This window comes from Cyanobium sp. ATX 6E8, from assembly GCF_024346335.1.
In the GTDB taxonomy this organism is placed as follows: Bacteria; Cyanobacteriota; Cyanobacteriia; order PCC-6307; family Cyanobiaceae; genus Cyanobium_A.
Genome location: NZ_JAGQCT010000001.1, coordinates 15,167 through 39,611, shown reverse-complemented (window position 1 = coordinate 39,611; position 24,445 = coordinate 15,167). Strand labels below are relative to the sequence as shown.

The following is a 24,445-nucleotide window of genomic DNA, read 5'->3' as shown; positions in this document are numbered from 1 at the left end:
GCAACGGTCGTCACCACCTCCCCTCAGCCCGCCTCCCCGGCGGGCTTTTTTTTGGCCAATCCCACACAGAAACCATCACAAAGTGGGCCAGCCGGTGGGCAGCGCCGCCTGGCCGGTTAAACCATGGGCACCGCGAAGGCATCCATGGGCAGCGTGCTCACCAATCCACTGCGGGTCGGCCTCCGCCAGGAGCGGGTGATTCCGCCCCAATGCCTGGTGATCTTCGGAGCCAGTGGCGACCTCACCCACCGCAAGCTGATCCCGGCACTCTTCGAGTTGTTCCGGCAGCGGCGCCTGCCCAGTGAATTCGCGGTGTTGGGCTGCGCCCGCCGCCCCTGGAGCGACGCAGAATTCCGCCAGCGCATGGCCGACGCGATGGCCAGCGAGGTGGCCGAGCACCGCATGGCCTGGGAGCAGTTTGCGGCGGGCCTCTTCTACGAGTCGGTGGATCTCCAGGATCCGCCCACGATGGTGCGGCTCGGCCAGCGGCTCGAAGGCATCGACCGGCAGCGGGCCACCCGCGGCAACCGCACCTTCTACCTGTCGGTGTCGCCGAATTTCTACGGCAGTGGCTGCCGGGCCCTGGCCGCCGCTGGGCTGCTCAGCGATCCCGCCCGCAGCCGGGTGGTGATCGAGAAGCCCTTCGGTCGCGACTACGGCAGCGCCCAGGAGCTCAACCGGGTGGTGCAGACCAGCGCCCAGGAAAACCAGATCTTCCGGATCGACCACTACCTGGGCAAGGAGACGGTCCAGAACATCCTGGTGATGCGCTTCGCCAACACGATCTTCGAGCCGATCTGGAACCGCAACTACATCTCCAGCGTGCAGATCACGGCGGCCGAAACCGTGGGTGTGGAGGAGCGGGCCGGCTACTACGAAAGCTCGGGCGCCCTGCGCGACATGGTGCAGAACCACCTCACCCAGATGCTGGCCCTCACCACGATGGAGGCGCCGGGCCGCTTCGATCCTGAGTCGATGCGCAACGAGAAGGCCAAGGTGATCCAGGCCGCGCGCCTGGCCAACGAGGACAAACCCTGGAAGTGTTGCGTGCGGGGCCAGTACGGACCCGGCGGCTCCAGCACCCGGCCGATCGCCGGCTACCGCCAGGAGCCGGGGGTGAATCCCGAGAGCACCACGGAGACCTACGTGGCGATGAAGCTGTTCATCAACAACTGGCGCTGGCAGGGTGTGCCCTTCTACCTGCGCACCGGCAAGCGGCTGCCCAAGCGGCTCTCCGAGGTGGTGCTCACCTTCCGGGAAGCACCGGTGCACCTGTTTGATGCCGCCGGCGGTGCCCCCACCCCCAACCAGCTGATCCTGCGGATCCAGCCCGATGAAGGGGCCGAATTCAAGTTTGAGGTAAAGGCCCCTGGCTCCGGCATGCGCAGCCGGCCGGTGGATATGGCCTTCTCCTACGACGACAGCTTCGGCGAGCCCAGCGATGAGGGCTATGTGCGTCTGCTGGCGGACGCCATGCTGGGGGATCCCACCCTGTACACCCGCAGCGACGAAGTGGAAGCCGCCTGGCGGCTGTACACCCCGTTGCTGGAGCTGATCGAAGACGCCCCGAACCAGCTGCCGGTGTACCCCTACGAGGCCCGCACCTGGGGCCCCGGCGCCGCCGACAGTCTGGTGGCCGAGGACGGCCTGGCCTGGCGTCGCCCCTAAGTTTTTTTCACCCCCTGCCCCCATGTCGACCCAGCTCACCCTCCAGGCCCCACTCGCCCTGCCGCCTGACGAGGTACCCAGCTACCTGGAGCGCCTCTGGAGCCAGGAACTGGGCAGTTCCCACGGAGCCGCCACCTTCACCCTGGTGGTGTGGGAGGGCTCCTGGCTGGAGCAGCAGCTGATGCGCTGCGGCCGTCTCGACGGCCCGATCACCGGCCTGCTCAACGAGACCGTGCTGGAGGCGGCCCGGGCCGCCGCGATCAGCTGCGGGCTGCCGCTGAGCACCGCGCCGATGGATCCCCAGCTGGCCTGGGCGATTGGCAAGCTGGGCGGCGACCACCACGCCGAAGACCTGCGCGGGCAATTTGTGGAGGGGGCGATCAGCGCCCACATGCCGCGGCGGCTGATCACCCTGGCCCCCACCCTCGATGGCGGCCATCCCCTTGAAACCCTGGTGGCCGCCTACTGCCCCCTGCCGGAGGAAGGCAGCGGCGGCGACGCCTACGGCGATGTGGTGGTGCTGCGTGGCGGCACCGGCGCCCTGAGCCAGAGCCTGGAGTTGGTGCAGCCGCTGATCAGCCCCGACCTGCCCTGCTGGGTGTGGTGGAACAGCAGCCTCGATGAGGCCCCGGAGGTGATGGCAACCCTGGCCAGCGGCCATCGGCGCCTGGTGGTGGATTCGTCGCTGGGCGATCCACGCCGCTGCCTCGACCTGCTGGTGGATCGCATCGATGCCGGCCAGCCCATCAACGACCTCAACTGGCTGCGGCTGCGCAGCTGGCGGGAGTCGCTGGCGATGGTGTTTGACCCGCCGTCGCGGCGGGATGCCCTTAACCACGTGGTGCAGCTCGACCTCGACGTGGAGGGCAGCAACCCGGTGAAGGGGCTGCTGCTGGCAGCTTGGCTGGCCGACCGGCTGGGGTGGCACCTGATCTCCACCTACCCAGTAGACGGCGATGGCGCGGGCCAGGGCATCGGCGCTGAATTCGAGCGCACCGATGGCGAAACCGTGCGCTTCCGGCAGATGCCAGTGCCGGTGGGCGTGCCCAAAACCCATCCGGGGGCGATGGTGGGCCTGCGGCTGATCTGCCAGAGCAGCCAGGGCTCCCCCCTGTGCGTGATTCTCTGCTCCGAGTCGGGCGGCTGCATGCGGCTCGAATCCGGCGGCATGGCGAGCATGGAACTGGCCGAGGAGGTGGTGCCGCTGCCGATGGAAAGTGAGGAGATGGAGATGGCGCGGCTGCTGTCGGGCGGCCACGACTCCACCAACCCCCTGCTGGCCGCCGCCGCGCCGATCGCCGCCAAACTGCTGCCCTGAGCCTGCTGCCCTGAGCACCCCTGAATGGCCTGTCTGATCGCCGCGCCCAGCAGTGGCAGCGGCAAGACCCTGCTGTCGCTGTGCCTGGCCGCCTGGGCCCGGCGATCGGGCCGGCAGCTGCAGCCCTTCAAGGTGGGGCCCGACTACCTCGACCCCCAGTTGCTCAGCCGGGTGAGCGGCCACACCTGCCGCAACCTCGATCCGCTGCTGTGTGGCCCGGAGTGGGTGGAGCGCTGCTTTCACTGGCACGGCAGCCGGGCAGACCTGGCCCTGGTGGAGGGGGTGATGGGCCTGTTCGATGGCCGCGGCCCCAGCAGTGAGGGCAGCTCGGCGGCGGTGGCTGCCCAGCTGGCGCTGCCGGTGGTGCTGGTGGTGGAAGCCTCTCGGCAGGCGGGCTCCCTGGCGGCCCTGGTGCGGGGCTTCCGCGACCATGGCCCGCCGCCGGTGACCCTGGCCGGCGTGGTGCTCAACCGGGTGGGCAGCGAACGCCACCACGCCCTGCTGAGGGAAGCGCTGGAGAGCATCGCCGTGCCACTGCTGGGGGTGCTGCCCCACCACCCGAGCCTGGAGCTGCCGTCGCGCCACCTGGGACTGCTGCCGCCTGGGGAGCTTCACGATCTGGAGCAGCGCCAGGAGCAATGGGCTGAGCTGGCCGCCCGCCACCTCGATCTTGCGCGCCTGGAGCCGCTGCTGGCGCCGCCCAACCCCCAGGCCGGCGCCGAAGATCCAATCCACTGGTGCCTGAGCCAGCACCGCCCCAGCCCACCCGAGCAGGCACCGGAGCAGGGGCCAGAGCAGGCGCCGCTGCCGGTGGCGATCGCCAGCGACGCGGCCTTCCACTTCCGCTATCCCGAAGCCGGCGAGCTGCTAGCGGCGGTGGGGCTGGAGCCGGTGGCCTGGAGCCCCCTGGCCGATGAAGCCCTGCCGGTGGGCTGCCGGGCGGTGCTGCTGCCCGGGGGCTATCCCGAGCTCCATGCCGCCCAGCTGGCGGCCAGCCGCCGCAGCCTGGGCGAGCTGGCCCGGGCGGCGGCGGCTGGATTGCCGCTGGTGGCCGAATGCGGCGGCCTGCTGCTGCTGGGCGAGCAGCTGGCCGATGGCGACGGGATGCTGCAGCCGATGGCGGGGGTGCTGCCCTTCCGGGCCCGCAAAGGGGCGCTTAGCCTCGGCTACCGCGAGGTCAAGGCCACGACCAGCGGGCTGCTGGTGCGGCCCGGAGAGCACTTCTGCGGCCATGAATTCCACCGCTGGCAGCTCGAATCTGTGGCCAGCACCGGCGGGCTGTGGCAGCTTGAAGGTTGGGGGACGCCAACCCGGAGCGAAGGATGGACAGCGCCGAACGTGCACGCCAGCTGGCTGCATCTCCACTGGGCTGGATGCCCGGTGATTCCCTCTCGCCTGGCCGCCGCAGCCGGGCGCGCCGCGCCGCTGCCGACGAGCGCCGCTTCATCCAACCCCACGAGCCCAAGCCCCAGATTCAGCAGGAACGCTGGCAGCTGATCGTGAGCGGCCAGGTGCAGGGGGTGGGCTACCGCGCCGCCTGCTGCACCCGGGCCAGGGATCTTGGCCTGAGCGGCTGGGTGCGCAACCGCCCCGATGGCTCGGTGGAGATTGAAGCGGAGGGTTCGCCCCAGGAGCTCACCGAACTGCGCATCTGGTGCGAGAAGGGTCCGGTGCTAGCGATGGTCAACAGCGTCGCCTCCAACCAGGTGCCGGCCACCGGCGCCGACTGGTTTGAGGTGCAGCGCTGATGCGTGGTGGCGAGGGGTGCCAAACGCGTGAATGACTGTGTTGAACAACCTGTTGCACAACCTGAGATCACCGGTGTGAACACTCCTCCCCAGCTCGAGCTGTGGCTGCTGCGCCACGGCGCCACCGAATGGGCCCTCAGTGGGCGCCACACGGGACAGACCGACCTGCCCCTGCTGCCGGAAGGGGAGGCGGAGGCCCGGGCCCTGGCACCGATGCTGGCCCGGCAGCGCTTTGCTGCCGTGCTGGTGAGCCCGCTGCAGCGGGCGCGGCGCACCGCCGAGCTGGCCGGCCTGGGGGCGCAGGCCCGCATCTGCCCCGACCTGCAGGAATGGGACTACGGCCGCTACGAGGGCATCACCACCGCCACGATCCGCGAGCAGGTGCCCGGCTGGACCGTGTGGAGCCACGGCTGCCCCGACGGCGAAAGCTGCCCCCAGGTGGAGGAGCGCTGCCAACGGGTGATCGCCTTAGCTGAATCACTGGCCGCCCCCCAGGCCCCGGCGGTGGCCCTGGTGGCCCACGGCCATATCCTGCGCAGCCTCGCGGGCACCTGGCTGGGGCTCGGAGCGGCCAGCGGGGCGCTGCTGAATCTGAACACCGCCACCGTCTCAGTGCTCGGCCATGAACGGGAGCGGCGCACGGTGGTGCGCTGGAATGCCCCGGTCGTGCCCGCCACGTCATGACTGATCGAAATGACTGATCCACATGGCTGATCCACAGACCGCTGCCAACGGCCTGAGCGCCCTGCTGGGGGAGCTGGCGGCCTTCGGGCTGGCGATCGGCTTCTCGCCGCTGCACATCGGCCTGCTGCTGCTGCTGCTGCTCGGCCCCAAACCCCTGCAGCGCGGCGGCTGGTTTGTGGCGGGCTGGCTGGCCACGGCGGCCCTGGCGGTAACGCTGCTGCTCACCGTGGGCCACGGTCTGCTGCTGACGATGGACAAAGGCACCAGCCACCGCACTGGCCTCGACCTGCTGGCGGCCGGCGCCCTGCTGGGGCTCGGCCTCAAGGAGCTGCTGACCAAGGAGGAGGAGGGGGCTGCTCCACCGGGCTGGACACGCAAGTTGGATCAGTTCTGCGCCATGCCCCTGCCGCTGCTGCTGGCAATCAGCGCGGCCCTTGAGGTGGCCAGCCCCGACGATCTGTTTCTGTTTGCCAAAACTGCCGGCAGCCTGCTGGCGGCAAACCTGGGCCGGGGCACGGAGGTGCTGGCCACCGGCGTGTTCAGCCTGGTGAGCGCCAGCCTCCTGCTAGTGCCGCTGCTGGCCCTGCTACTGGCCGGCCCGGAGCGGATCCTGCCGCTGCTGGAGCGGGGCAAGCAGTGGTTGTTTGCCAAGGGCGACCTGCTGGTGGGCCTGGTGAGCGTGGCCCTCGCCGTCTACCTGGGCTGGCAGGGCATCGAGGGCCTCATGCTGGCCTAGCCCGAAGCTGGCCTGATCAGAGATCGGCCTGGAGCCACTGGCTCCAGAGCTGCTGCTCGGCAAGGGCGCCGGGGCCGGCGGCCGGCGGCCCGGCCTGGAGCGTCACCGCCTGGCTGGCGCGGCTCACCGCCACGTACACCAGCTGGCGGCGCAGCACCGGGTCGCTGGGCCAGAACACATCGGCATCGACGAACACCTCAGCAAAGGTGCTGCCCTGGCTGCGGTGCACGGTGAGAACGGCGGCCGGACCGAGGGAGGCAAAGGCGTCCCGCACCAGGAAAAAGCGGCGCCACAGGCCCTTGCCCTCCTGCTTGCCGGCATCCCTGGCCCGTTGACGCAGGCGGGCCAACACCGCCTCGAGGGCGCTCCGGGCCGCCGAGCCCAGGGGCGGCAGCAGCCTCAGGCTCAGCTGGCTGTCGCCGGCCTCCACCCGGGCCGTGAGGGTGTCGATCACCGCCGCATCAGCCACGCCGAAATCGGCCAGGTCGCAGCGCTCGGGGATGACATCGCGCACCACCAGCTCCCGGTTGGAGCCCAGCAGCGTGTCGGGCTCCTCGGCGGCGTCCTCACCCTCGCGGCAGGCGGGGGCCATCACGGCAGCGCGGGTGATCAGCACCTCGCCGGGCAGCACCGGCAGCTGGTCGGCCATCTCGCCGTGCAGGGCGCGGCGGGCGATCGGCACCAGCTGCTCGAGGGAGCGGTTTGTGTAGCAGAGGATGCGGGCCAGGTCTGGGTTGTCGGTGTCGGCGCTGCGGCGCAGGGCGGCCTGGGCGGCCTCGAGCCACTCACGCCGCTCCAGCAGGGCCACCTGACCGGCGGCGGTGCGGATCGGCGGCAGCGGCGGCGGCCGGCGGCAGGGCAGATCCCCCTGGCGCAGGCCCGAGGCCAGGCGCAGCACCGGCCCCTGGTGGCGCACCACCTGGCGCAGTTCGGCCCGGCAGGCCCGGCCCAGGCTGAACACCGGGCTCTCGGGCTCCCCCACGGGCGGCAGCTGGGCCGGATCGCCCACAAACACCAGCCGGGTGCGAAAAGGGTGGGCGCAGCGCAGGCTGATCTCCAGCAGGGTGGAATCCACCATCGAAGCCTCATCGATCAGCACCAGACCCAGGTGCTCGAGGGCCATGGCGGTCTGCTCGGTCTCCTCGCAGCGTTCGATGTCGCGCTGGCGCTTGAGCTTGAGGCGCAGCAGCCGGTGGATGGTGGAGGGAAACCAGGTGGGCGCCAGGCCCGCCAGGGCCAGGTGGGAGCGCAGCACGCCCACGGCCTTGTGGGTGGGGGCGACGACGGTCCAGCAGAGGCCGGTGGCCTCCACCTGGGCCAGAAAGCGCATCGACAAAAAGGTTTTGCCGGTGCCGGCGTAGCCGCTCAACACAAACGGCGTGCCGTCAACCGGGGCGGCCAGCCAGTCGGCAAAGGCAGCGGCCGCGGCCTGCTGATCGGCGGTGAGGGCCGCGGAGGGGCCCGATGCTGCGGCGTCAGCCAACCGCGTCAACCAACCGCGGTGAACCAGCCCAGCCCCTGGGCCAGATGCAGCGGAGAACCCAGCAGCACCAGCCCGGGCAGTGCCACCAGCGGCCCCATCAGCGCACCGATGAGCACCTCCAACCGGGTGTGGCCGAGGTTTTCCTTGAGGGGCTTGGGGGCGGGATCGACTGGGGCCATCGCGGTGTCACCCATCGCATTCACCCGGGCGGCAGTGAGGCCGGCGGCGCGGCGCACTCCGGAGGCGTCGTAGAGCACCACGAAACAGAGCACGGCCGCCAGGGCAAACAGGGGTCCGTCAAACCCCTGCACCCAGCCGAGGGCGGCGGTGGTGCCGGTGAGCAGGGCCGAGTGGCTCGATGGCATGCCGCCGGTTTCCACCAGCACCCGCGGATTCCAACGGCGGTGCACCACCAGCTCAATCACCAGCTTGGAGAGCTGGGCCACGCCGCAGGCCGCCAGCCCCCACCACATCACGCCGTTGTCGAAGATCCCAGCAAGGGGGGCGCTCATCGGTCGCGGCTCGTGATGTAGTCGGCCAGGGCCAACAGGGGCGCGGCACTGGCGTGCCAGGGGGCCAGGGCCGCCTTGGCCTCGGCCACCAGGGCATCGGCCCGCTGGCGCGATTCCTCCAGGCCGAGGAGCTTGGGGTAGGTGGTCTTGTCGGCGGCGAGGTCCTTGCCGGCGGTCTTGCCCAACACCTCGCTGCTGGCGGTGACATCAAGGATGTCGTCGATGATCTGGAAGGCCAGTCCGATGCCGCGGGCGTAGGTGCGCAGGGCCGCCAGCAGGTCGTCGGAAGCGCCGGCGATCAGGGCACCGGTGAGCACGCATGCACTCAACAGCGCACCGGTTTTGTGCAGGTGGATGTATTCGAGGGTGTCGAGATCGACGCTCTTGCCCTCGCACTCCAGATCCACCACCTGGCCGCCCACCAGACCGGGGGCACCAGAGGCCAGGCTCAGCTCACCCACCACCGCCAGCAGCCGCTCAGCCGGCACGCCGGGGCTACGCAACGCCACCATCTCGAAGGCGCGGGTAAGCAGGGCGTCGCCAGCCAAGATCGCGTTGGCCTCGCCGTACACCTTGTGGTTAGTGGGGCTGCCGCGGCGCAGATCGTCGTTGTCCATGGCGGGCAGGTCGTCGTGGATCAACGACATGGTGTGCACCATCTCCAGCGCCACCGCCGTGGGCATCGCCAGATCGCTCTCGCCGCCCGCCAGCTCACAGGCCGCCAGGCAGAGGATCGGCCGCAGCCGCTTGCCGCCGGCCAGTAGCGAGTAGCGCATCGCCTCCCGCAGCGATTCGGGGCGCTCCGGCCCGAGGGAGCCGTCCAGGGCCGCCTCAACCCGTAGGCGGCTCGCCTCCAGATAGGCGGCGAAATCAAAGGAGGTGGATACCGCCGCGGTCATGGGGGCTGGGCCTCTGGCCATTCCTGGCGGGATTCTCTCAGGCGAACCGCCGGCCCAGCGCTGGCGGGTGTTTGTTGCAGAGCGATTTGGATGTGTGAAACAGAACGTTCAACAACGCGCGAGGCACCAACGCGCAACGACCCGGCGGCCCGTCAGGACATCAGCTCAGGGCACCAGATCAGGGCACCAGATCGCCGAGGCCGTGGTCGACGCCGGCGCGGCGGCACCAGGCCACCACGGTGTTGACCAGCAGCATGGAGACGGTCATGGGGCCAACGCCACCGGGCACCGGGCTGATGGCGCTGGCGATCGGCTCCACCTCCTCGAAGCGCACGTCGCCGCAGAGGCCGCTCTCGGTGCGGTGAATGCCCACATCCACCACCACGGCACCAGATTTCACGTGCTCAGCGCCGATCATGCGCGGCCGGCCGGCGGCCACCACCAGCACATCGGCCTGGCGGGTGAGGGCAGCCAGATCGGTGGTGCGCGAATGGGCCACCGAAACGGTGGCATCGGCGGCCTGGAGCATCAGCGCCATCGGCTGGCCCACCAGGATGCTGCGGCCCACCACCACCGCGCGCTGGCCGGAGAGCGTCACCCCCTGGCGGGCCAACAGCGCCATCACGCCGGCGGGGGTGCAGCTGCGCGGGCCGGGTTCGCCCTTGAGCAAGCGGCCCAGGTTGAGGGTGTGCAGCCCATCGGCATCCTTCTCCGGATCGATCGCCAGCAGCAGCGGCGCCTCATCGAGGCCGTCCGGCAAGGGCAGCTGCAGCAGGATGCCGTCGCAGGCGGGGTCGGCGTTGAGCCGCTGCACGGCCGCCAACACCTCTGCTGCCGGCGTGCCGGCCGGCAGATGGGCGCCCAGGCTGGTGATGCCCACCCGGGCGCAGGCCTTCTCTTTGTTGGCCACGTACACGCCGCTGGCGGGGTCGTCGCCCACCCGCAGCACCGCCAGGCCGGGCGGGCGCCCCACCACGGGGAGATGCTCGGCGATCACCGCCTGGAGCCGGGCTTCTATCTCGCCGGCCAGCTGGCGGCCGTCCAGACGGAGGGCCATGGAGCAAATCAAGGCTGCGCAACACCAGCTTGCAATCCCGCCCGCAGGCAGGCCCGCTAGCGTTTTGGAATGGTGTTAAGGCAGCTGCGATCCCTGTGGCGGAAGCTGCTGCGGCTGGAACGCCCGCGGCAGCCTCCCGGCATCTGGCGCAGCCGCGACACGGCCTCGGTGCTGCTGGTGTGCGCCCTGGTGGCGCTGGTGGCCAGCTGGCCCTGGCTGGTGGAGCCCAACCTGCGCCCCGGCATGAGCGCTCCCTTCACGGCTCGAGCACCGAAGGCAGCCCGGGTGGTGGACAGCACAGCCCTGGAGGAGCGGCGTCAGGAGATGGTGCCGCGCACCACCGTGCAGGTGGTGGACCAGCAGACCAACCAGCTGCTCCAGCAACAACTGGAGAGGGGCCTGCAGGCGGTGGAACAGCAGGCCAACGCGGAGCAGCCGCGGGTGGAGCCAGTGGCGATCACCGCCGAGGAGCGAGCCTGGCTGAAAACCGTGGGACCGGCTGAGCTCACCGCCTGGGGGCGGGAGGTGCGTCAGGCCCAGCTGCGCATGCTCAGCCAGGGGGTGGCCCCCGGCCTAGCCGAAGGGCAACTGCTGCAAGCCGCCACCCTGCAGCTGGAGCCGCTGGCGTCGGTGCCGCGGGGCCTGGGGGCCCGGTTGCTGACCAATGCACTGCAGGGGCACTCCAACCTGCGCAGTGATCCGGGGCTGAGCCAACGGCGCATTGAGGCGCTGATCACCCAGCAGGGCATCCCCACGATCGTGGTGGAGCAGGGCGATCTGATCACCCGCCAAGGGGAGACGATCAGCCCCCAGGCCTTAGACGTGCTCGATTACTTCGGTTTGGTGAACCGCAGGCCCAGGCCGCTCACCTGGCTGGGCCATTTCCTCGAGGCTCTGGCGGTGGCGGGGGTGTTGGTGCTGGTGCTGCGGCGCTGGCGGGCCTGCCTGGAGCCGCGGCAGGCACTGCTGGCCCTCGGTGCCCTGCTGGTGATGCAGGGCTTCACCTTGTGGCTGGGGCCGCTGGCCAGCCCCCTGGTGCTGCTGGTGCCGCCGGCCCTGCTGCTGGCCCAGGGTCTGGGCACCCCCTGCGGCCTGGCCTGGCTGGCGGCGGGCACCTTGCTGTGGCCCCTACCGGTGACGGCCCTGACGGCCGTGCGGCTGCTGGTGGCAGCGGCGGTGGGCAGCGTGGCGGCGGTGGCGGCCGGACGGCAGCGCAGCCGGGCCGAACTGCTGCAGCTGGCGGTGTTGCTACCCGGCGCCGGACTGCTGCTCCAGTGGCTGCTGCTGCAATGGCTGCTGCGCCCAACCCTGGGCCCGGCAGCCCAGGTGGATGTCCTGAGCGAAGCGCTGCTTCTGGGCGGGCTGCTGATGGCCGGGCTGCTGCTGGCGCCGCTGGTGGAAACCTTCTTCGGGCTGGTGACCCGGGCGCGGTTGATGGAACTGGCCGACCTGCAGCGGCCGCTGCTGCGGCGGCTATCGGTGGAGGCACCGGGCACCTTCGAGCACACCCTGATGATCGCCGGCCTGGCCGAGGAGGGAGCCCGGGCGATCCAGGCCGACATCGACCTGGTGCGCACCGGGGCGCTGTATCACGACGTGGGCAAACTGCACGGCCCCCAGTGGTTCATCGAGAACCAGGGCGAGGGCAGCAACCCCCACGACGCCCTCAACGACCCCTTCGCCAGTGCCGCGATCCTGCAGGCCCATGTGGACGAGGGGCTGAAACTGGCTCGCCGCTACCGGCTGCCGCGGCCCCTGGCCGACTTCATCCCCGAGCACCAGGGCACCTTGAAGATGGGCTACTTCCTGCACCAGGCGCGGGAGCGGGATCCGGCCATCGCCGAGGAGCAGTTTCGCTACCGGGGGCCGACGCCCCGCAGCCGCGAGACGGCGATCCTGATGCTGGCCGACGGCTGTGAGGCGGCCCTGCGCTCCCTGCCACCGGGCACCAGCGAAACGGAGGCCCAGCAGATGGTGCGCCGCATCGTGGAAGCCCGCCAGAACGACGGGCAATTGGCCGAAAGCGGCATCGGCCGGGCCGAGCTGGAGTTGCTGATCCGGGCCTTTGTGCGGGTGTGGAAGCGGATGCGTCACCGCCGCATCCCCTACCCCATCCCAGCCCGCAAGGCTTTTAGCGCCTAGCGCGCAGCTTGCGCTCCAGCACGATGCCGGCGGGCACCAAGGTGATCAGGTTGGCAGCGATCAGGGGGCCATCGCCGGTGCAGACGCCGTAGACGGCCCACAGGGCGATGCCGGCGGTGAAAAGGCCATACATGCGCAGGGAGATGCCGCTGGTATCGCCGCTGCGCAGGGTTTTGAGGGCCTGGGGGAAGAAGCTCACGGTGGTGAGCAGGGCCGCGACATAGCCCAGGGCACGCACGGCAGGAGGCACCAGGGGGGCGGCCATGGGCTGCAGCGCAGAGTGTGGCCAGCATGGTGGACAGGCCCCGATCCTGCACCTGCCGCCATGACGCCGCTCAGCTTCCGCGAGCTCCAGGCCCAGCTGCAGCCGGAGTGGAGCCGGGTCAACCAGGCCCAGGGGCCCGATATGGACGTGCTGATGGTGCCGTCGCTGTCGATGGACCAGAGCCAGATCGACCTGGTGACGGGCGCCCACCACTACGAGGAGCGCCAGTTGTTTTCGCTGATCCGGCTGCGGGATCCGGGGGTGCGCATGGTGTATGCCACCAGCAAACCGCTGGGGGAGCTGGTGGTGGATGCGGTGCTGGAGCTGCTGCCGGGGGTGCCCACCTCCCACGCCCGGCGGCGGCTGCACCTGGTCGACACCGACGACGCCTCCAACCGGCCCCTTACCGCCAAGCTGCTGGAGCGGCCGGCCCTGCTGGCGCGGATCAGCGAGCTGCTGCGGCCGGGGCGCAGCTTCATCAATTGCTTCGTGGTGAGCGACCTGGAGCGCCAGCTCTCGGAGCGGCTGCAGGTGCCGCTGCTGGGCACCGATCCGGCCCTGGGCTACTGGGGCAGCAAGGCGGGCAGCCGCGAGCTGTTCGCCCGCTGCGGCGTGCCCCATCCGCCCGGCTCGCCCCTCACCCACAGCCTCGACGACCTCACCGAAGCCACCGCCGAGCTCTGGGAAGCCCATCCCGAGCTGCGCCAATGCGTGGTGAAGCTCAATGAGGGTTTCAGCGGCGAAGGCAACGCGCCGCTGGCGCTGGAGCCGCTGCAGCTGGAGGAGTGCAGCGGTGCCGAACGCCGCCGGCGGTTGCGCCAGGCCCTGGAGGCGCTGCCGATGCCATCACCCGGCTGGAAGGAGCAGCTGGGACCCCAGGGAGCGCTGGTGGAGGCTTGGCTGGAAGGCGGTGAGGAGCTCTGCTCACCGAGCGTGCAGGGCACGATTCATCCCGGCACAGCCGGCCAAGTAGAGGTGCTCTCGAGCCATGAGCAGGTGCTGGGCGGCGCCAGCGGCCAGACCTACCTGGGCTGCAGCTTCCCGGCGGCCGAGCCCTACCGGCTGGCGCTGATGCGCCACGGCCAGGCGGTGGGGGAGGCGCTGGCGGCAGAGGGGGCGCTGGAGCGCTACGCGGTGGATTTCATCGCCCGGCGCTTCAACGACCGCTGGGACCTGCAGGCGATCGAGGTGAACCTGCGCCAGGGGGGCACAACCCACCCCTACATGGCCCTCAGCGCCATCACCAGCGGCGCCCTGGATCCGGCCAGCGGGCTCTACCGCGCCCCCAGCGGCCAAGCACTGCACTACAAGGCCACCGACAACCTCACCGCCCCCCACCTGCGCGGGCTGCTGCCGGTGGACCTGATCGACATCGTGGCCGAGGCCGGGCTGCATTTCGACCCGGCCCAGCTGCGCGGCAGCGTGTTTCACCTGCTGGGCTGCCTGTCGGAATACGGCAAGCTCGGCATGACCTGCATCGGCCGCAGCACCGAGGAAGCCGAAGAGGTGTATGCCGCCACCGAAGCCGAACTGCTGCAAGCGGCCCGGCGGCTCGGCCACTGATCCGGCTCGGCCACTGATTTGGCTTGACAGGCGCCGCGCCATCCAGTTGGTTGGAAGCGGTTGTCGATCCCCCAATGCAGCGGACGGAGGCCTGCTCCATCCTTCGCCAGAGCACCCAGGCCAGCACCTTGGTGGTGGTCGCTGCGGCGACCCTGCTACTGCTGGGCTGCAACGGGTTCGGGTGGGGTGAGGCTGAGCGCCAGCGGGCGGCGGCGGCGGCACGGCAACAGCAGCTGGATGGCCTGGTGAGCCGGTGCCGCCAGCAACAACCGGCGGTGCAGAAGCTCGTGCTGGAGCACGATCGCAGCGTCGCCGCGCTCAGCCAGCTGAACCAGCAGCGCTTTGTGCCCTTGGCGCGGCCGGCGGCGCCCGATCCGGCGGTGATGGACCGCTTCACCCGCGAGGACCAGGAGCTGGAGCAGGAGCGTTATGCCCAGGCCCTGGCCCGCTGGCGGGAGGCCGATGGGGCAGAAAGGCGCCGCTGGGAAGCCGGGCAGGAGGCGCGGCGCCAGGAGCTGACGGCCCGCCAGAGCGAGGCACGCGAGGCGCTCGCCAAACTCGATGTGGCGGCCACGGAGGCTGCTCGCGCCGCCTGGAGCGGTTGCGATCGGTCCCAGCTCTCAGCCTTCAGTTGAGCCAAAGGAGGTCGGACTGGAGCTCTTGGGCCATGCGGCTCGAACCGCTAAACAGCTGCTCAAGTTCGGCGGGGGTGAGCACCAAGGCATCACAGCTGAGCGGCAGACGCTCAAGCGGCCAGTCGCAGAGGCGCCGGTGCTGGGGACCATCGACGGCTTCATCGATCAGCAGCAGATCCAGATCACTGCCCACCGAAGCGGTGCCCCGGCCATAGCTGCCGAACACATCAATCCGCCGCAGGCTCGGCCGCAGACGGCGCTGCTCATCTGCCCAGGCGCGCGCCTCGTGCAACACCTGCTCAGGCTGGGGCCAACGCAGCACAGATTGCGTCAACGAGCGCACGGGCATGGCTGAGGGCGTCTTGGCTTTGCAGCCGGCCGAGCGGTTCATCGGATGCTGTTCAACGCTTCATTTTGAGCCAACAAGCTCGCGGCCGCACGCGCCGAATGGCGCTACTTTCAATTCAGCTAATGCTGTCCCTTGAGCGACACACCCCGACGCTCCCGCCGGCCCCAACGCCGCCAGCTGTGCTGCCCGGCCCATCCGGAGCAACTGATTGAGGGCAACGGCAAGAAGTATTTCCTGCACCTGCTCACGATCGAGCAGCTGAAGGCCAGGGGCATGGCCGACAAGAGGGCCAAGCTGGTGATCCAGGCTTACCCGGTGCTGGTGCTGAGCAACGAGTGGCTGGAAGAGCTGTTTTGCCCGGCCTGCGGCAGCAGCCGCTGGTGCCATGTGATCAAGCACGACCGGGTGGAGCACACGGTGCGCTGGGCGCCGCGGGATCTGTGGGAGCAGGTGGCCCATGTGGATCCGGTGGTGGGCAACCCCACGGTGAGTGAATTCACGCGCAGGGAAGCGAGGCGCCACAACCAGAAACGAGCCGACGGCAAGCGGGTGTTTGACGCCGGCTGAGGCAACGCAGGGCTGCCCAGGCCAGTTTCTCGATCAGCTCCAGGCCGCTCTCGGCGCAGGGGTGGGGATTCTGGAATCAGGAATACTGGCTGAAGTCGAGCATGCCCTGAGCAGCTGGCTGGAGCTGCCCTGACCGCAGAAGAGCACTTCACCAACCGACAAACACAGGCGGGGCGGGATCCGCCAGCGAAGCCCATTCCCGGTCGGGACAATCAGGCGCCAACTCGCCCTAGGATCCGGCAATGATCCCGAACGGTAATTTCCAAAGAACCATGGCGTCTTTGCGTCTTTTTATTCCCGTACGGGACCAAGAGGGGCACCGGTTATGACGGCAATCCATGCCGTGCATGATCTGGGGGCCGCCTTGCGGGTGGCGCGCAAAACACTGCGGCTCACCCAGGCGGATCTTGCCCTGGCGGCTGGGGTGGGGTTGCGCTTTTTGGTGGAGCTGGAGGCTGGCAAACCAACAGTGCAGCTGGAGCGGGTATTGCGGGTGATCGACGCCCTGGGTGGAACCCTGCATCTGGACACGGAAAGCAGTGGCCAGTGAAATCACCACCAGCCTGGAGGTGTGGCTGCTCAACCAGCGGGCAGGCACGCTCTGGCTGAATGCCGGGGAGCTGCAATTTCAGTACTGCGCACTCTGGCTGGAGCAACCGCAGGCGATCGCGCTGTCGCAAAGCTTGCCGCTAAAGGCAGAGCCGTTTGGCGATCAGGCCTGCAGGCCCTTTTTTGCTGGATTGCTGCCCGAGGGGCAACTCAGGCAGCGGATTGCCCAGCAGTGCCAGATCTCAAGGTCCAATGACTTCGGCCTGCTGGCCGCGATCGGTGGTGATTGCGCTGGTGCAGTGAGCCTGATAGCGGGCGATCAAGTCACTGAGACAGAAGCTGTGGAGTGGCTGGAGCAGGATCAGCTGATCGCCCTGCTCAATGACTTGCCCCAGCGGCCAATGCTGGCGCAGCGCGATGGTCTGCGGCTGTCGCTGGCTGGCGCCCAAGACAAGTTGCCGGTGGTGTTTAACGGGGCCCGCATCGGCTTACCCCTTGGCAGCACGCCCAGCACGCACATCCTCAAACCGGCCATTGCGGCAGTGGAAGGCAGCGTGCTCAACGAGGCGTTCTGCATGGCCTTGGGGCAAGCCATGGGGCTCCGGGTGGCTGACGCCGAGATCCTGACGGCCGGAGAGCGGCAGGTGTTGGTGGTGCATCGCTACGACCGAAGCCGCAGAGACGATGAGAGGTGGTTACGGCTGCATCAGGAAGACTTCTGCCAGGCGCTAGGCATTCCGCCCGAGCTGAAGTATCAGAATGAAGGGGGCCCTGATCTGAACGCCTGCTTTGGACTTTTGCGTAGAGCCACTAGACCCAGCGCTCCGCAAGTGATCCGTTTGCTGGATGCAGTGGTGTTCAACGCCCTAATCGGCAACAACGACGCCCACGCAAAGAACTTCTCATTGCTCTACACCGAAAGAACGCCAACGCTCGCGCCGCTCTACGACCTGCTGTGCACAGCGGTGTGTCCCACGCTCACTGCAAAGATGGCGATGAAGCTGGGCAGCAAATATCTATTCGGTGAGGTGCAAGAACGCCATTGGGAACAATTTGCCAAGGCAACAGGTTTGTCGTGGGCGCAGACCAGAAAACGGGTGCTACGGATGGCTGCGCAACTTCCTTTGGTCGCCTTCCGCCTGCAAGCCGACGAGGCTTATCGAGATGAGGCACTGATCGGGGACATCGCCAACCTGATCGAGCAGCGCTGCGATCTGACCTTACGCCGATTCAACGCCAGAACTGTCCAGACCTCCGCTGAGCGAGCTGAGAAAGCAGGCGTAGCAGAGCCGATGTTCAGTGGCCAGACGCCTCAACAATCCATTCCAGCCGCTGGGATGGACCGAGGGAGAAGCGCGCCCGAATCGGAGCAGAGATCACGGTTTGCCCCCGGGCATGGGCGTGGGGATACACGCAGAAGGCACTAGGATGTTTAACAAATCGTTTAACAAAATCCAGGATGGCGATCGGCGTGCGGGTAGAGCCCGAGCTGGAGCAAAAATTAGATAAGTTGGCGCGCAGCATGGGGAAAAGCCGTAGCGCTTGTGTGCGTGAGGCGATCGCGCAGTATGTACAGCGCTTTAGTAACAACGATGAAGCTCAACGTCAGTCGGCCTTGATTGCTGAACACAGCGGCACACCCAATTGGAGTGAGCAACTTCCGGACTGGCCTGATTGGACCGTATGACAGTGGCTCTACAACGGGGTCTGATCGTGACGATTACCATCTCTGGGGTGTACTCAGGCAAGCCAAGACCAGCCGTGGTAGGGATTCTGGAATCAGGAATACTGGCTGAAGTCGAGCATGCCCTGAGCAGCTGGCTGGAGCTGCCCTGACTAGTTAAGGGTGAGCATGCCGTTAGCCATCACCAGGCCATTCGGAGAGGTAGAGCTGGTGCCTGTGCTGGACAAGATTGCACTGAGCTTGCTGTTCTATAGCGGCCGTCGCCACGGCGGCAGCGATGCATGGAAATCCTGCTTGCTGTGGTAGATCGACGGAAGCGGCTCCCAGGAGGTCGACATAGGCGTCATTGGCAAAAGAAGCTCTGAGACAACAGCCGTGAAGCGATGATCACCAGCTAATCGCTTCACCAGGCAAAGCGATTAGAGTGCGATGATGGCTTCATCCTGGATCTGGCAGCAGGCGGACTGGCCCCAGTTCCGCTGGGAGGGCTCCGCTCTGGAGGCGCTGCTGGAGCAAGCCCGCGCTGCACGCCAGGAGCTGCTGAGCCGGCTGAAGACGCTGGAGCCCCCGCTCGATCGCGAAGCGATCTCCGCCTTGCTGGGCCGCGAGAGCCTGGGCACGGCCGCCATCGAAGGCGAGCTGCTGGATCCCGGCCAGGTGCGCTCCTCCATCGCGCGCCGGCTGCAGCTTCCCTTGGCCGAGGGGCAGCCGGCCGCCAGCGCCCAGGTGGAGGGCCTGCTGGATGTGTTGCTGGAGGCCACCAGCGGCTTGGATGAGCCCCTCACCCTGGCCACGCTGAACCACTGGCACCAGCGCCTGTTCGCCGCTGGCCCGGATGGCCTGCGCGCCATTCGGATCCGTGAGCTGCGCGATGAGGCTCAGATGCAGGTGCTCTCCGGCGCCATCGGCCGTGAGCGACTGCACTATGAGGCGCCGCCTCGAGACCAGCTCAAGGAGCAGCTGGAGACCTTCCTGGATTGGGTCGCCTCACCTCCAGCGCAGCTGGACGGGCTGTTGCGCGCGGGCCTGGCCCACCTCTGGTTCCTCACCCTCCACCCCTATGAAGACGGCAATGGCCGCTTAGCCCGTGCCATCACCGATCGGCTGCTCGCCCAGGACTGCAAGGCTCAGGCCCAACAGGCGCTATCAGGCCGCGCCTTGGGCCTCTCCGCCCAGATCCTGAGGGAGCGGCAGGGCTACTACACGGCACTGGAGCGCTGCCAGCGGGGAGAGTTGGATGTCACGGATTGGCTGCGCTGGTTCCTGGAGCAGCTCACGGCAGCGGCGCTCACCAATGGCGCCGTTATCGATGCGGTGCGGCGCAAGGCGGCCTTCTGGTGGAGCCACCGGCACAGCGGCTTCAACAGCCGTCAGCAGAAACTGCTCAATCGATTGCTGGATGCCGAACCGGAAGGTTTCACGGGCGGCATGACCCTGCGCAAGGCCATCGGCCTCAGCAAGGTGAGCCGCGCCACAGCCTGGCGCGATCTGGCCGAGCTGGTGGAGCTGCGTGCGATCGAGCCGATCGGCGAGGGCCGCAGCCGCGCCTATCACCTCCGTTGGCCAGGTCTGTGACCGGTGGGAGCGATGTTGCAATGCACTTTCCAGACAACGTCTGTCGGGGCGCTTGATCGCTTGCTCGATCGCGTAGCGCTCCACGTCGACGTCGATCGTTGGATGCCAAACGGGCAAGCCCATCTGACGATCAACCGAGCCATTCCTGCGGAAGGTTGGCGATGGCACGAAACTCAGGATCCTTGTGCAGCAGGGTGGCGCCCACCTGCTGCGCGGCCGCCGCGCTCGTCTTCGTCTTTCCAGACGCGGTGGAGAACCTCCATCCGGCTGAGAAAGCAGGCGTAGCAGCGCCCTGGCTGCTCAAGCGCCTCTTCAACCCGTCCGGCACCGGCTTCGTCGTCGCGCAGGGTGAGTAGCGCCGATGTGTCGAGCAGGAGTAGCGATCCCATCTGGGAATCAATCCGTTTTGCAGGAAATCAGTGGCCAGACGCCCGCTCGGCCTGCCGCTCGGCTTCGCGATCAGCAAGCAAGCGCTGGCTGGAGCCACCACGGCGGCCCATGCCGCGAAAGGCTTTGACCGGCGATAGATCCACCGGCACCACCCGGATGGAGCCATCAGCCTCCACGGTCCATTCCAATCGCTTGGAGGGGCCCAGCGAAAGCCATCCCGGATGGGGGCAGGGATCACGGTCTGCCCGCGGCTGGTAATGGTGCTGCGCATAGAGGGCACCCCGGCGGGTAAATTACCAAATCTCATCCATGATCATTCACGCTGCCGCCTGCCCGTTGATGAACGTCGGCGACCTGGGCCCGCAGCCGGCCACAGCTATCGAACGCTTTGGCGAAAGAAATCCCGGCTTTAACGAAGCATGGCCCATGGGAAGCGATTGTGGACACCATCACGACCCAGGCGTGCATGCCCTCGCAGCTGCAAGCGCCAATCACCCGTCTATGCGCAAAAAGGCATTCTTGAAGCAACAAAACGCTGATGCCCGAGCCGATCCGTAGCTGCGTGTAGCCAACGCTGTCCTCCTTTTGACGTGTGTTAAGGGGTGTCAGCGGCGCAGCATGAACCAGGAGGTCCGATCGCAGCCATGGCAGTGATGTGCGGTGGGTGAGGCGTTCAGCCCGCCCAGATCTCGGCCAGCTGCAACTGCAGGCCGGGGAACTCGGGGCCCGCTTGCAGCAACGCGATCTGCTCCAGGCGCTGCGATTCACCGCTGGCGGGCCACACCTCCACAGCCCGCTCATGGGGAATGAGCAACCAACCCAGACGGGCACCATTGCTTTGGTACGCATCCATCTTGCGGCGCAGAGCGGTGAGGCCACGCGGACCTTCGTCGGTAGGGCTGGCGAGCTCAACCACTAGCTCGGGGCAGAGGGGAGCAAAGCATCGCTGCTGATCGGGCGTGAGGGCCTGCCAGCGCTCGAGGCGCACCAGCGAGGCATCCGGGCTCAGCACAGATCCATCGGGCAGGCGAAATCCCCCCGAACTTTCGAAGACCTTCCAGCCGCCTTATTGATCCGCCCACAGCAACAGCCGCATCACCAACCGGCTGTTGCGGCCACTGGTTTCGCTGCCTGTTGGCGTCATCGCGATCACGGTTCCATTAGCAGCCAGCTCGAGCACCGCTTCGCGGTTCTCGGCACACACCAGCTCGAACTGCTCGGGCGTCAGCCGCAATGCTGCCGGCAGGCGCAGCGGCGCCAAGGCATCGAATGACGCACCAGATGCTGGAGAAACGGTGGTGAGCGTCATTGCCGCAGTTCGGCGGGCCTTTTCATGCTGTGGCGCCAGGCCTAAATCCATCAAGAAGGCCGCTTCAAGGCAAAACCGACGGCTCCTCCAAGAACCAACTGGAGAACCCGGCAATGGCACCGATCAACCAAACCGCACTTTTTTCAAGGCGGTGCCGTTGCCGGCGGTCGTCTGGATGTTCAGCGCTTCTCACCTGAACACAACCTGTGAGCTCAAGAAGCGTCTTGAAATCAGCGTTGGGGTCGCTCATTCAGATGCTGACCAGTGTTTCTCGCTGGTCGTTCTTTACGAACTGGAGGGTGGCACCAGCCTCTTCTCGCTCCTTCACCAACAAATACAACGCGAGAGCCCTGCGGAAAACATCGGTTTTTGTGAGTCCCTCGGAGGAGGCCAGCGACTCAAGGCGCTCGCTCAGGCGATCAGGCAGGCGCACTTCCAATCGAGAGGCACTCATGGGCGGCACAGGAGGCATTACAGTTGATTGTACGAGAAAAACCAGGGTTTTTCCGGCAAAAGTGCCCATACAAAGGCTTCGCCGCAGCCTGCACTGAGACAGCGGGCAAGACTCACCTCCCGGAATGGAACGTGGGTTGAGCCTGATCGTCAGGCCTTTCGCTGCTTCTCGATCAATTCCACGTCGTCGCCGAGGCCGCGGAAGTCGGCATCCATCGTGTGAAGCCGGGCCTGATGGGATCGGGCCGTGGCCAAGATGATGCTGTCGGCCATCGGCAGACGATGGGCGTGGCTGAGCTGGGCCGCTGCGATCGCGAGCGTGCTGTCGAGATCCACCACAAGCCCTCTCTGCATGGCGGCGACCGCCTGGATGGCCTGGGCCTCGCTGTGCTCACGCAGCACCCACTTGAACACCTCAAGAATGCTGATCACCGGCACCACCAGGGTTGCCGCAGAGTCGAGCACGGCCACAAAGCGGCTGGCTTGGGGGCCATCGGTGAACACCTCAATCCACCCAGAGGAGTCAACCACCGCTGGCTGGACACTCACAGCCGGTCAGCCTCTCGCGCAAAGGTGTTTTCCCCATGCAGAAAACCTCGAAGGGCGACAGGGGGCTGGCTCGGCACCAACTCAATCCGCCCCGGCAGGGCGATCACCTGCAGCTGCTGACCGGGGCTCAAGCCAAATTGCTCGCGCACCCGCTTCGGAATGACGACCTGGTACTTGGGGGATACGGTTGCGAGATCCATAAATCTACCTTAGCCCAGATCGACGATCGATCAGAAGAACGACCCCTCCACAGGTCGGTCGCTTCGACGCCAATCTGCACGACGCTGCGCTCTGGGGACCAGGCTGGCGACAACATGATTGCCACTTTGTGGTCATAAACGCATAATTTACCCACAACAAAAAGCAGCGAGCTGCAGCCTTGCGTTATTCACGCTCCGCTGCGCTGCCACTCGGGCACGAGCTGGGCCAGCAGCTCCAGGGCTGCGTTTGCATTTTGGCTGGCGATGGCCGCGTCGAGGGCATCGAGCTGGGGCCAGAGCTGCTCGGGGGGGAGGGCGGCTTCGCGGGCGCGATAGATGAGTGGATGGGCTGTGGATTCAGAACTGGCCTCGATCAGCAGTTCCTCGTAGAGCTTCTCGCCGGGGCGCAGGCCAGTGCAGCGAATCTCGATGTCGCCATCGGGGTGGTGGGAATCGCGCACGCGCAGGCCACTGAGGCGCACCATCTGGCGGGCGAGATCAAGGATCCGCACCGGCTCGCCCATGTCGAGCAGAAAGAGATCACCACCTTCCGCGAGGGCAGCAGCCTGGAGCACCAGCTGGGCGGCCTCGGGAATGGTCATGAAATAGCGAATGATCTCCGGGTGGGTGAGGGTGATGGGTCCACCGGCGGCGATCTGCTGACGAAACAGGGGCACCACCGAACCGGAAGAGCCGAGCACGTTGCCGAAGCGCACCATCGCGAAGCGGCTGGAGGCAGCCTGGCGGCTGGCCTGCTTGGCAAAGCCCTGCACCACCAGCTCGGCCACCCGCTTGCTGGCGCCCATCACGTTGGTGGGGCGCACGGCTTTGTCGGTGGAAATCAGCACCACCTGGCTCACCCCGCAGCGCTCGGCCGCCTGACACACCACGCGGGTGCTCTGCACGTTGTTGGCCAAGCCCGCCAGGGGATTGGCCTCCACCAGGGGCACGTGCTTGTAGGCGGCGGCGTGGAACACCACGTTCACGCCCTGCTCAGAGAAACAGCGCTGCACCAGGGCGGCATCGGCGGCATTGCCAAGCACGGGCACCAGGCGGAGCTCAGCGGGCAGGCGCTGCTGCAGCTCCTGGTGGATGGCGTAGAGAGCCGGCTCGCTGCGCTCGAGGAGCACCAGGGCCTTGGGGGAAAGCCGCAGGATCTGGCGGCAGAGCTCGGAGCCGATTGAGCCGCCGGCACCGGTGACGCACACCACAGCAGCGCGCACACCGGGACCGAGCAGCTGGGGATCGGGCGGCACGGCATCGCGACCCAGCAGTTCTTCGATCGCCACCGGGCGCAGGGTGTTGATACGGGCCCGGCCACTGGTGATCTCCTCCACCGAGGGCACCTGAAGAAGCGACGCACCGAGCTGCTGAATGTCTTGAACAATTTGACGGCGCTTGCTGCGGCTGAGGGAGGGGATGGCCAGCAGCACCTGGCTCACCTGGTGGCGGCTGATCAGCTCGGCAAGCAGCTGGGGAGGGTGGATCGTCACGCCATCGAGTTCGCGGCGCCAGAGCTCAGGGGCATCGTCGATGAAGGCCACCACCGTGTGGCTGCGGCCCAGGCGCAGGGCGGCGGCCAGCTGAGCCGCAGCTGCTCCGGCGCCGTAAATCACCACCGGCGACCGGTTGGCGCTGGGCGGCTGGCTGGCCTGCAGCAGCAGGTCGCGCAGCACAAGGCGCACACCCCCGGTGAGGGCGGTGAGCAGCAGCCACAGCAGGGGCCAGCTGCTGCGGGGCGGCATCTGCACCGGCAGCAGGGTGCCGAGCAGATACACCAGCAGCACCAGGGCTGCATTGCGGGCTGCCACCGCATAGAAGGCGGTGCTGCTCACGTAGCGGGTGAGGCCGCGGTATTGGCCGCTGAGGGCGTAGACGCTGAGGCCCACAGCCCAGGTGGCCGGCAACAGCCAGAGGGTGCTCGATAAGGCCTCGCTGAAGGGATGGGCGGTGCGCAGCCAGAAGCTCAGCCAGATCGCCAGGGGGATCAGCAGCACATCGATGGTGCCGAGCAGCAGGCGGCGGCCCAGGGGGGGCAGCTTCATCAAGGCGCGACGCAGAGCCGCGGGGCTTTGCATGGTGCCGGCATTGCGGGGCTTGGCAGTGCTAG

The 24,445-nt window shown here is 67.7% G+C and carries 29 protein-coding genes and 1 pseudogene; 15 read left to right on the top strand and 15 right to left on the bottom strand.

Going from position 1 to position 24,445, the window contains the following annotated elements; genetic code table 11:
• The first annotated feature begins 144 nt into the window (after positions 1-144).
• The 6 genes from zwf (at position 145) to KBY70_RS00250 (ending at position 6,154) form a co-directional block, all read left to right on the top strand.
• Entirely contained in the window at positions 145-1,668 is a 1,524-nt protein-coding gene (gene zwf, locus KBY70_RS00275; protein WP_254986953.1) for a glucose-6-phosphate dehydrogenase, read from the top strand.
• 22 nt (positions 1,669-1,690) lie between these two features.
• Positions 1,691-2,986 carry a glucose-6-phosphate dehydrogenase assembly protein OpcA gene (locus KBY70_RS00270; RefSeq protein WP_254986952.1) on the top strand — a complete coding sequence of 432 codons (1,296 nt, stop codon included), beginning with the start codon at positions 1,691-1,693 and terminating at the stop codon, positions 2,984-2,986.
• A gap of 24 nt (positions 2,987-3,010) precedes the next feature.
• A complete protein-coding gene (locus KBY70_RS00265; protein WP_254986951.1) occupies positions 3,011-4,483 on the top strand; it encodes a cobyrinate a,c-diamide synthase in 1,473 nt (490 codons plus the stop codon).
• A gap of 2 nt (positions 4,484-4,485) precedes the next feature.
• On the top strand, positions 4,486-4,734 hold the full coding sequence (locus tag KBY70_RS00260; RefSeq protein WP_254986950.1) for an acylphosphatase: 249 nt from the start codon (positions 4,486-4,488) through the stop codon (positions 4,732-4,734).
• A gap of 75 nt (positions 4,735-4,809) precedes the next feature.
• Positions 4,810-5,418 carry a histidine phosphatase family protein gene (locus tag KBY70_RS00255; protein WP_233128437.1) on the top strand — a complete coding sequence of 203 codons (609 nt, stop codon included), beginning with the start codon at positions 4,810-4,812 and terminating at the stop codon, positions 5,416-5,418.
• Between the two features lie 22 nt (positions 5,419-5,440).
• Complete coding sequence (locus KBY70_RS00250) at positions 5,441-6,154, top strand: GAP family protein (protein ID WP_254986949.1); 714 nt, start codon at positions 5,441-5,443, stop codon at positions 6,152-6,154.
• A gap of 16 nt (positions 6,155-6,170) precedes the next feature.
• On the opposite strand, the gene KBY70_RS00245 is transcribed toward KBY70_RS00250, so the two are convergent.
• The 4 genes from KBY70_RS00245 to folD all read right to left on the bottom strand — a co-directional run bounded on the left by KBY70_RS00245 (position 6,171) and on the right by folD (position 10,105).
• Positions 6,171-7,637, bottom strand: a complete 1,467-nt coding sequence (locus KBY70_RS00245; protein WP_254986948.1) for an ATP-dependent RecD-like DNA helicase — start codon at positions 7,635-7,637, stop codon at positions 6,171-6,173.
• A gap of 5 nt (positions 7,638-7,642) precedes the next feature.
• Positions 7,643-8,149, bottom strand: coding sequence for a divergent PAP2 family protein (locus KBY70_RS00240; RefSeq protein ID WP_254986947.1), 507 nt, complete (start codon positions 8,147-8,149; stop codon positions 7,643-7,645).
• Positions 8,146-9,048, bottom strand: a complete 903-nt coding sequence (gene crtE / locus KBY70_RS00235; RefSeq protein ID WP_094559430.1) for a geranylgeranyl diphosphate synthase CrtE — start codon at positions 9,046-9,048, stop codon at positions 8,146-8,148. Before crtE ends, KBY70_RS00240 begins: the two co-directional genes overlap by 4 nt.
• A gap of 178 nt (positions 9,049-9,226) precedes the next feature.
• Positions 9,227-10,105 (bottom strand): bifunctional methylenetetrahydrofolate dehydrogenase/methenyltetrahydrofolate cyclohydrolase FolD, encoded by an 879-nt coding sequence (gene folD / locus KBY70_RS00230; RefSeq protein WP_254986946.1) that lies wholly within the window; start codon positions 10,103-10,105, stop codon positions 9,227-9,229.
• A gap of 69 nt (positions 10,106-10,174) precedes the next feature.
• On the opposite strand from folD, the gene KBY70_RS00225 reads away from it, so the two are divergent.
• Positions 10,175-12,247 (top strand): HDIG domain-containing metalloprotein, encoded by a 2,073-nt coding sequence (locus KBY70_RS00225; protein WP_254986945.1) that lies wholly within the window; start codon positions 10,175-10,177, stop codon positions 12,245-12,247.
• Here the strand turns inward: KBY70_RS00225 and KBY70_RS00220 are convergent.
• Entirely contained in the window at positions 12,237-12,512 is a 276-nt protein-coding gene (locus KBY70_RS00220; protein WP_254986944.1) for a SemiSWEET family sugar transporter, read from the bottom strand. The genes KBY70_RS00225 and KBY70_RS00220 overlap by 11 nt on opposite strands.
• A 60-nt stretch (positions 12,513-12,572) precedes the next feature.
• Between KBY70_RS00220 and KBY70_RS00215 the strand changes: the two genes are divergently transcribed.
• Together KBY70_RS00215 and KBY70_RS00210 are read left to right on the top strand one after the other, a co-directional pair.
• Positions 12,573-14,075, top strand: coding sequence for a peptide ligase PGM1-related protein (locus KBY70_RS00215; RefSeq protein ID WP_254986943.1), 1,503 nt, complete (start codon positions 12,573-12,575; stop codon positions 14,073-14,075).
• Between the two features lie 74 nt (positions 14,076-14,149).
• Positions 14,150-14,710 carry a hypothetical protein gene (locus KBY70_RS00210; RefSeq protein WP_254986942.1) on the top strand — a complete coding sequence of 187 codons (561 nt, stop codon included), beginning with the start codon at positions 14,150-14,152 and terminating at the stop codon, positions 14,708-14,710.
• Here KBY70_RS00210 and KBY70_RS00205 read toward each other — a convergent pair.
• On the bottom strand, positions 14,703-15,059 hold the full coding sequence (locus KBY70_RS00205) for a nucleotidyltransferase domain-containing protein (RefSeq protein ID WP_254986941.1): 357 nt from the start codon (positions 15,057-15,059) through the stop codon (positions 14,703-14,705). The genes KBY70_RS00210 and KBY70_RS00205 overlap by 8 nt on opposite strands.
• Positions 15,060-15,191: 132 nt before the next feature.
• Here KBY70_RS00205 and KBY70_RS00200 point away from each other — a divergent pair, with 132 nt between their 5' ends.
• The 5 genes from KBY70_RS00200 to KBY70_RS00180 all read left to right on the top strand — a co-directional run bounded on the left by KBY70_RS00200 (position 15,192) and on the right by KBY70_RS00180 (position 19,434).
• Positions 15,192-15,626, top strand: a complete 435-nt coding sequence (locus KBY70_RS00200) for a hypothetical protein (RefSeq protein ID WP_094559436.1) — start codon at positions 15,192-15,194, stop codon at positions 15,624-15,626.
• 325 nt (positions 15,627-15,951) lie between these two features.
• The gene (locus tag KBY70_RS00195; protein ID WP_094559437.1) at positions 15,952-16,176 is read left to right on the top strand and encodes a helix-turn-helix transcriptional regulator; all 225 of its coding nucleotides are present in this window, start codon (positions 15,952-15,954) and stop codon (positions 16,174-16,176) included.
• On the top strand, positions 16,166-17,602 hold the full coding sequence (locus KBY70_RS00190) for a type II toxin-antitoxin system HipA family toxin (protein ID WP_254986940.1): 1,437 nt from the start codon (positions 16,166-16,168) through the stop codon (positions 17,600-17,602). The genes KBY70_RS00195 and KBY70_RS00190 overlap by 11 nt, the downstream gene beginning before the upstream one ends.
• A 32-nt stretch (positions 17,603-17,634) precedes the next feature.
• A complete protein-coding gene (locus KBY70_RS00185; RefSeq protein WP_254986939.1) occupies positions 17,635-17,862 on the top strand; it encodes a ribbon-helix-helix protein, CopG family in 228 nt (75 codons plus the stop codon).
• A 429-nt stretch (positions 17,863-18,291) separates the two neighbouring features.
• Positions 18,292-19,434 carry a Fic family protein gene (locus tag KBY70_RS00180; protein ID WP_254986938.1) on the top strand — a complete coding sequence of 381 codons (1,143 nt, stop codon included), beginning with the start codon at positions 18,292-18,294 and terminating at the stop codon, positions 19,432-19,434.
• Positions 19,435-19,607: 173 nt separating this feature from the next.
• Here the strand turns inward: KBY70_RS00180 and KBY70_RS00175 are convergent, their stop codons facing one another.
• Positions 19,608-19,823 carry a PIN domain-containing protein gene (locus KBY70_RS00175; protein ID WP_233128439.1) on the bottom strand — a complete coding sequence of 72 codons (216 nt, stop codon included), beginning with the start codon at positions 19,821-19,823 and terminating at the stop codon, positions 19,608-19,610.
• Positions 19,824-19,850: 27 nt separating this feature from the next.
• On the bottom strand, positions 19,851-20,012 hold the full coding sequence (locus KBY70_RS00170) for an AbrB/MazE/SpoVT family DNA-binding domain-containing protein (protein ID WP_233128440.1): 162 nt from the start codon (positions 20,010-20,012) through the stop codon (positions 19,851-19,853).
• Between the two features lie 121 nt (positions 20,013-20,133).
• Here KBY70_RS00170 and KBY70_RS00165 point away from each other — a divergent pair, with 121 nt between their 5' ends.
• Positions 20,134-20,382 (top strand): hypothetical protein, encoded by a 249-nt coding sequence (locus KBY70_RS00165; RefSeq protein WP_254986937.1) that lies wholly within the window; start codon positions 20,134-20,136, stop codon positions 20,380-20,382.
• Between the two features lie 115 nt (positions 20,383-20,497).
• On the opposite strand, the pseudogene KBY70_RS14445 reads toward KBY70_RS00165, so the two are convergent.
• From KBY70_RS14445 to KBY70_RS00135, 7 genes and pseudogenes are all read right to left on the bottom strand, one after another.
• Positions 20,498-20,866 (bottom strand): annotated as a pseudogene (locus KBY70_RS14445) (Uma2 family endonuclease); the annotation flags it as partial.
• 24 nt (positions 20,867-20,890) lie between these two features.
• Complete coding sequence (locus KBY70_RS14440; RefSeq protein ID WP_315859663.1) at positions 20,891-21,085, bottom strand: Uma2 family endonuclease; 195 nt, start codon at positions 21,083-21,085, stop codon at positions 20,891-20,893.
• Between the two features lie 112 nt (positions 21,086-21,197).
• Positions 21,198-21,383 carry a hypothetical protein gene (locus tag KBY70_RS00155; RefSeq protein ID WP_254986936.1) on the bottom strand — a complete coding sequence of 62 codons (186 nt, stop codon included), beginning with the start codon at positions 21,381-21,383 and terminating at the stop codon, positions 21,198-21,200.
• Positions 21,384-21,656 carry a ribbon-helix-helix domain-containing protein gene (locus KBY70_RS00150; protein WP_254986935.1) on the bottom strand — a complete coding sequence of 91 codons (273 nt, stop codon included), beginning with the start codon at positions 21,654-21,656 and terminating at the stop codon, positions 21,384-21,386.
• Positions 21,657-21,736: 80 nt separating this feature from the next.
• Positions 21,737-22,117 carry a type II toxin-antitoxin system VapC family toxin gene (locus tag KBY70_RS00145; protein WP_094561701.1) on the bottom strand — a complete coding sequence of 127 codons (381 nt, stop codon included), beginning with the start codon at positions 22,115-22,117 and terminating at the stop codon, positions 21,737-21,739.
• A gap of 14 nt (positions 22,118-22,131) precedes the next feature.
• Positions 22,132-22,335 carry an AbrB/MazE/SpoVT family DNA-binding domain-containing protein gene (locus KBY70_RS00140; RefSeq protein ID WP_094561702.1) on the bottom strand — a complete coding sequence of 68 codons (204 nt, stop codon included), beginning with the start codon at positions 22,333-22,335 and terminating at the stop codon, positions 22,132-22,134.
• Between the two features lie 188 nt (positions 22,336-22,523).
• A complete protein-coding gene (locus tag KBY70_RS00135) occupies positions 22,524-24,413 on the bottom strand; it encodes a nucleoside-diphosphate sugar epimerase/dehydratase (protein ID WP_254987185.1) in 1,890 nt (629 codons plus the stop codon).
• Positions 24,414-24,445 lie beyond the last annotated feature (32 nt).